The sequence below is a fragment of the Tychonema sp. LEGE 07196 genome (genome assembly GCF_963890365.1).
In the GTDB taxonomy this organism is placed as follows: Bacteria; Cyanobacteriota; Cyanobacteriia; order Cyanobacteriales; family Microcoleaceae; genus Microcoleus.
In genome coordinates this window covers 75,674-81,964 of the sequence record NZ_CAWPRX010000104.1, presented here as the reverse complement: position 1 = coordinate 81,964, position 6,291 = coordinate 75,674, and the positions used below count along the sequence as shown (strand labels likewise).

Below are 6,291 nucleotides of genomic sequence, written 5' to 3'. Positions count from 1 at the left end.
GGAATTACGAAACTGTGTGATGCGAGGCGATTTACCAGAATGGGTAAAAGAAACGCCTTGTCATATCAGACAGAATGCTATCTTTGATGCTCACCGAGCATTTAAGGCAAGTTCAGACGCCAAATTCCGTAGCATCAGAGATTACTCTCAAACCATCAAATTTAACGATTCAAATTTCAGCAAAGGCACTTGGTATCCTTCCTTAACCAAAGGATTAACCTATCATACTTCTGAGGTAATTCCTGAGTGCGAGCGAGGTACTCAGTTAGTCTACTGCAAGGGTCGTTGGTTTGGGGTGTTTCCTCTGCCAGTTACTTTGCAGCCTGCGGAGGCGACGGGAATTATTGCATTAGATCCCGGCGTAAGAACATTTATGACCGGATTTGATGGCAATAAATTCCTTGAGTTTGGAGGTGGTGACATGGGACGAATAGCTCGTCTCTGTCAACACTTAGATAACTTAATGAGCCGAATATCTCAAGCCGAGAAACGGTGCAAAAAACGGATGAGACAAGCGGCTCATCGGATGAGAATACGGATTCGGAATTTAGTAGACGAATGCCAGAAACAAACCGCTTGCTATTTAACTAGCAACTATCGAATCATATTTCTTCCTACTTTTGAGTCTTCCCAAATGGTAGCCAAGGCACGAAGAAAGATTCGTTCAAAAACTGCTAGAGCCATGTTGACATGGGCACATTATAGATTCAAACAAACCATCAAACATCAGGCAAATATCAGAAACGTCAGCGTGATTGATGTCACTGAAGAGTACACATCTAAAACTTGTACTCATTGCGGTCACGTACATCAAAAGTTAGGTGGTCCTAAAGTGTTTACTTGCCCTGAGTGTGGCTACTCAATCCCACGGGATTACAATGGTGCTTTTGGTATTCTACTGAAAGCTTTGCGGGATACCGCCTCTATCTCCTATGAGGGTGATAGTGCTCTCGTTACTTTGTCCGGTAATTGCCGGGTAACTGTCGCGTAAATGTATCAGGCTTGAGGTATGCGCCCAACCTCCAAAAATCAGCTTGGGTATGCAAGCACAATTGACAGACACTGCAAATAAGGCGGTTATTCAAACCTGCACGTTTTGAATGTTCGGCTCGCTCGGCCGCCTTTGTTTTGCCTACCAACATGAAGTTTACGTCTTATTAAACTGTTTGTCAAGACGTTGACATCATGAATATTTCGTCCTATGATTGAAGAAGATTTACAAGAAAAGGAGAAGTCTCCATTGAGACGACTCAGAGAACAAGCTGGACTAACACGCCCTCAAGTCAAAGAAAAAATCGGAATTTCCGAGCGAAGACAAGCTGACTGGGAACTAGGCAAGGCTCTACCTAATGCTGAAAACATACTTGCGATGGCTAACCTGTACCAGGTTTCTCTAAAAACTATGTTTGAGCTTTTAGGATTAGACGTAACCGAAATTCCCGATGACTTACCAAGTCGCGAGCCCTCGCCGAACGACAACTAACAAGCACAGCTAAATCACGATCTCGATCGTCGATTTGTCAACAACTTTGGCTGTGAATTTGCTATGATCTGCCCCAAAATAAACAAACTCAAGATTCCAAAGATATACCAGCACTGCAAATCTGGCGGGAGGCTGTGGGTTTATCGCAATCGGCCTTAGCAAAACAAATTCCCGACAAAACCCGCACAAAAATCCTAAGTCAGCAAGCCATTAGCAAGTGGGAGCGAGGATTAGACGAACCCGAATTGACTATTGCTTAAATGAAAGCCCTTTGCAAAGCTCTGGGAAAAACGCTTAACGATTTACCCAACGATTTAGGCCCACAAAATCCTGACCAATAAAAAGTAAAAAAGCCCGATCGACCTTTCATCCCTCAATCCGTGACTTTCCCTCTCAGAGCCTTAATCTGCCCCCGCTTGGTTTTGCTGTCAAGACGCTTGCGCTGGGAGGAGCGAGTCGCTTTGCTGGGTTTGCGCCTTTTCGGGATGACGATCGCACTTTTAATCAGTTCTTGCAGCCGTCTCAAAGCCTCCTCCCGGTTTTGTTCCTGGCTGCGGTGTTCCTGCGCTTTGATGACAATCACACCTTCGGAGGTGATGCGCCCGTCGTTGATTTGCAACAAACGCTGCTTGTAGCGATCGGGCAATGAGGAAGCTGGGATATCAAAGCGCAAGTGAATAGCACTCGCCACCTTATTGACATTTTGCCCGCCCGCGCCTTGGGAGCGAATCGCGCTAATCTCGATTTCGCGATCTGGAATAAATACTGTGTTGGAAATTTCTAGCATGATTGGGCGGGCGATCGGGCAAGCTGTAGAGAAAATTTTGGTAACTTAATCTTTAGAATAACCGCGACTGACACATCTAGACCACAGAAACCGGTTTTTTTACCCTGACTGCCGGTTACAACTAAATATTTTCTCGAAAAACCCGGTTTCTCATCCCTCCTGCATAAATCCGAATCACTACTTTTTCTACCAAGAGATAGTCGCTTTTGAGGTGGCAAAAATACTAAGTATGTAGAAACAGAAAAAATAGGTGATCCAGCAGATGGCAGATATAAAGCTGAGCATTGTTATTACCAGCGCCGACTCCGAACTCGGACAAGCAACAGTCCGGCAGTTTGTAGCGCAGGGACACAAAGTAACTGGATTGACACAGGAAAAAGACGGTGCAGCAGCCGTGCATTCAGCCGGCGGAGTTGCGGTAGAAACTGACCATTCCAGCGGTGTGGAACTCAGGGATGCGATTCTCGCCGCCAATCCAGATGTGGTTGTCAACCTCACCCCGCAAAAAGCAAATACCCTGCTCAGCGACGGGCAAGATTGGAAAGGATTCGATCAAACGCTTTCGACAACAACTGGCGCACTGCTGACAGCGGTAAAAGACACAAATATTAAGTTGCTAATTCACACCAGCTACACTTTTTTGTACGGTAACACCAAGGAAGCAACAGAAAACACACCGCTGAGCGTACCAGGAGATGACGAAATTTTCAAAATGGCGATCGCCACCGAAAATCAGGTGACAAACAGTCAGATTCCGACTTGTGTATTGCGGATGGGATACCTGTACGGGCCGCAATCTGAGGACTTGAAACTTTACATCAAATCGTTCAAACTCGGCCGTCCCTATTTTGCCGGGCCTGACAGCAATCTGGGAAACTGGCTGCATTTTGAGGATGCGGCGGCGGCCTTGGTACAGGTAGCCCAACAGCAACCGAAAGGTGCAATTTTTAACGTTGTCGATGGTGTGCCGGTGTCTTTTGCTGATTTTATCGATCGATTTGCCTTCACCCTGGGCAGAAAACGACCCGGACACATTCCCATGTGGCTGACACCGCTGGCACTGGTGTTAGTTGTCACCCCTCAACAAGTCGAATTATTAAAGCTTTCTACTACTGTCAACAGCGATTTATTCCGCAAACAATTTGGGTGGAGTCCGCGCTATGCAAGCTACCGAGAAGGTTTGCAGCAAACAGTTGATACCTGGGGAGCGAGTGCTAGTTGAATTGTTGGGATTTCAGGTAATTAGTTCGCGATGCAGAACTTCTATATGTCAATACGCCATTGTTAGCGCTTTTTTGTGTCATTGCGAGGAACCAAGCAATCGCAGTATCTGTTTTTCACAGTTGACTAACTTTTAGTTATTGTAGGGTGCCCAGCGGGCTGAATGTTTTCTCACTTTGGCGATGGTTTCGCCTGACGCACCCTACGGGCTTACTGTTGGCAGTATAGTTCAAGTATTTTACAAAAAAGTCAAGATTTGACGGTGCAAAATTCAATGTGTAAAATATGATCGGGCACAGTAAATCACGAAAGTAATGTGAATGGATGAACAGGAGGGAGTCAAACTTACGCTTGGTGGCATCAAAATAATCGGCAATCTTGTTAACATGAAAGATGAGATTATTGCTGATGCCATTCGACAACGTGGAGGCGGTCAAGGTCAGATTTCCGAACTCCGAACAGATTATTGTAATCTCACAGTTGGTGCATTAGCAAATCTGACAACAGAGGGAGATGAAGAGGCAAGAAAAGCAATTAAAATGCTTAAACAAGCAAGGAAAAAGCGTCGTGATAAATATGGAAATAGATGAATTTCCCATAGGACAAACTCTGACAGCAGTTTCCGTTCTTGAATACAAAGAAGATGGTGGCAATCTATTGTTTCTAGATAAAGTTCAACTTGTTTTTCAAGATAAAACCATTACGCTGCTGCCAATTTCTGATACTGACGAGGTAGAGATATTACTAGAAACTGCTACAGTTCCTGCTGTGGCAGATACTCCATTTTGGTGTGAGTCTTTTATTGGTAAAAATCTGATGGCGGTGTGGGTATGCGACAACAACCAAGGCTATCGAGATCAAGTAATTTTCGCGTTTGAATATCTACATCCTAACATAACTTTTGTTGCTGAATGTTCATCTCTGCGAGTGTTTCTCTGCGAGCCTGTTTCCCGGGTTAAATCTGTTACAGACTTGCAGTACAGTCAAGTATTTTGATACGGGTTCAATTCGTAAGGTGCGCGGGCGCACCCTACACGGATGAGGCGCGCCTGACGCACCCTACACCGAATTAGTCTGTAGTGCCGGTTTGCAGCGACTCTTGAGCAGCCTGCGTCCACTCTGAGTGGAAGAATTCACCGCGCGGTTTGTCGGTGCGCTCGTAGGTGTGAGCCCCAAAATAATCACGCTGAGCTTGCGTCAGGTTTTGCGGTAATCTGGCGCGCCGGTAGCTGTCGAAGTAGTCCAGCGACGCGCTGAAGGCCGGTACTGCAATCCCCAGCAGGCTAGCCGTAGACAACACCTCGCGCCAAGCTGTTTGGCGATCGAGAATGGTCTGTTTGAACTCCGGCGCTAACAGCAAATTCGGCAGCGCCGGATCGTCATTGAAAGCTGTTTTAATCTTGTCCAAAAATCCAGCCCGAATGATACAGCCGCCTTTCCAAATTCGGGAAATTTCGCTCAAACTCAAGTGATAATTGTACGACTTCGAGGCCGCGCTCAACAGCGCCATGCCTTGGGCGTAGGAACAAATCTTCGAGCAGTAAAGCGCATCTCGAACTTTGTTGACAAACTCCTTAGTATCGCCTTCGTACTTGGTGGTAGGCCCCGTCAGTTCGTGGGAAGCATTGACGCGCTCTTCTTTGTAAGAAGACATGATTCTCGCATTCACCGCAGCGATAATTGTGGGAATGCTCACGCCCAATTCCAAAGCACTCATGACAGTCCAGCGGCCCGTGCCTTTTTGACCGGCTGCGTCCATAATTACCTCAACTAAGGGTTGCTTAGTTTCGGGGTCAATGTACTTGAAAATGTTAGCGGTAATTTCAATCAAAAACGAGTTGAGTTCGTCGGTGGTATTCCATTCGGCAAATACTTCTTGCAACTGCTGACCGTTGAGTCCCGCCACGTTTTTGAGCAAATCGTAGGCTTCGGCAATGAGCTGCATATCCCCGTACTCAATGCCGTTGTGCACCATCTTCACGTAGTGACCGGCACCGCCAGGGCCGATGAATGTGACGCAGGGGCCGTCATCTACTTGAGCTGCTATTTTTGTGAGAATTGGCTCTAGGATGCCGTAAGCGGCGTGGGTGCCGCCGGGCATCAGGCTAGCACCGTTGAGCGCGCCTTCTTCGCCGCCGCTGATGCCCATGCCGACAAATCCCAGTCCGGCTGCTTCTAAATCTTTGGTGCGGCGTTCGGTGTCGCCGTAGAGGGAGTTGCCGCCGTCAATAATCATGTCGCCCGGTGACAGCATGGGTTTGAGCTGGTCGATAACCGCATCTACGGCTTTCCCAGCTTGCACCATGACTAAGATTCTGCGCGGGGTTTCTAGGATATCGACGAATTCTGTCAGAGTCTTGGCGGCTACTATGTTTTTGCCGGGGGCGCGTTTGGCCATGAATTCGTCGGTTTTAGCTGTTGTGCGGTTGTATACAGCTACCGAGAAGCCTCTGCTTTCGACGTTGAGGGCTAGGTTTTCGCCCATTACGGCTAAACCGATTAAACCAAAATTTTGCTTTGTCATGCTAATAACCCGCTAGTTTCGCTTGAGGTTTGATTTGAGATAGAGGAAAGCGAGGCGGGGTATACCGCTTTCCGGGGGACTAAAGTATTGGACAATAGACCGAGGAGGTTTAGGTTTATTTTTATATTGTAAGAATTGCTGTTTGGTAAATCAGTAGGGTTTTTTTAAGATTTAAGGGATATTAAAGACAAGGACTGGTGATGCTAAGGCCGCTATTGTGCCGATCGCAGTAACGATAGATACAAACAAGCGCACATTTTGAGGAAAATTTAGGAG

Annotated in this window: 8 protein-coding genes; 6 read left to right on the top strand and 2 right to left on the bottom strand. The window is 46.8% G+C overall.

What is annotated here, in order from left to right; genetic code table 11:
* The 3 genes from AACV78_RS13140 to AACV78_RS13130 all read left to right on the top strand — a co-directional run.
* Positions 1-991, top strand: a 991-nt coding sequence (locus AACV78_RS13140; RefSeq protein ID WP_194074296.1) for an RNA-guided endonuclease InsQ/TnpB family protein, incomplete at its 5' end; no start/stop codon positions are given.
* Between the two features lie 210 nt (positions 992-1,201).
* On the top strand, positions 1,202-1,483 hold the full coding sequence (locus tag AACV78_RS13135) for a helix-turn-helix domain-containing protein (protein ID WP_194012524.1): 282 nt from the start codon (positions 1,202-1,204) through the stop codon (positions 1,481-1,483).
* A gap of 56 nt (positions 1,484-1,539) precedes the next feature.
* Positions 1,540-1,743, top strand: a complete 204-nt coding sequence (locus AACV78_RS13130; protein WP_339383616.1) for a helix-turn-helix domain-containing protein — start codon at positions 1,540-1,542, stop codon at positions 1,741-1,743.
* A 113-nt stretch (positions 1,744-1,856) separates the two neighbouring features.
* Here AACV78_RS13130 and arfB read toward each other — a convergent pair whose 3' ends face one another.
* On the bottom strand, positions 1,857-2,270 hold the full coding sequence (gene arfB / locus AACV78_RS13125) for an alternative ribosome rescue aminoacyl-tRNA hydrolase ArfB (RefSeq protein WP_194012523.1): 414 nt from the start codon (positions 2,268-2,270) through the stop codon (positions 1,857-1,859).
* A gap of 262 nt (positions 2,271-2,532) precedes the next feature.
* On the opposite strand from arfB, the gene AACV78_RS13120 reads away from it, so the two are divergent.
* The 3 genes from AACV78_RS13120 to AACV78_RS13110 all read left to right on the top strand — a co-directional run bounded on the left by AACV78_RS13120 (position 2,533) and on the right by AACV78_RS13110 (position 4,487).
* A complete protein-coding gene (locus AACV78_RS13120) occupies positions 2,533-3,492 on the top strand; it encodes an NAD-dependent epimerase/dehydratase family protein (RefSeq protein ID WP_194012522.1) in 960 nt (319 codons plus the stop codon).
* Positions 3,493-3,811: 319 nt separating this feature from the next.
* The gene (locus AACV78_RS13115; RefSeq protein ID WP_194012521.1) at positions 3,812-4,081 is read left to right on the top strand and encodes a hypothetical protein; all 270 of its coding nucleotides are present in this window, start codon (positions 3,812-3,814) and stop codon (positions 4,079-4,081) included.
* Entirely contained in the window at positions 4,068-4,487 is a 420-nt protein-coding gene (locus AACV78_RS13110) for a DUF6334 family protein (protein ID WP_194074295.1), read from the top strand. Before AACV78_RS13115 ends, AACV78_RS13110 begins: the two co-directional genes overlap by 14 nt.
* Positions 4,488-4,560: 73 nt before the next feature.
* Here AACV78_RS13110 and gnd read toward each other — a convergent pair whose 3' ends face one another.
* On the bottom strand, positions 4,561-6,015 hold the full coding sequence (gnd, locus tag AACV78_RS13105; RefSeq protein WP_194012519.1) for a decarboxylating NADP(+)-dependent phosphogluconate dehydrogenase: 1,455 nt from the start codon (positions 6,013-6,015) through the stop codon (positions 4,561-4,563).
* Positions 6,016-6,291: the final 276 nt, after the last annotated feature.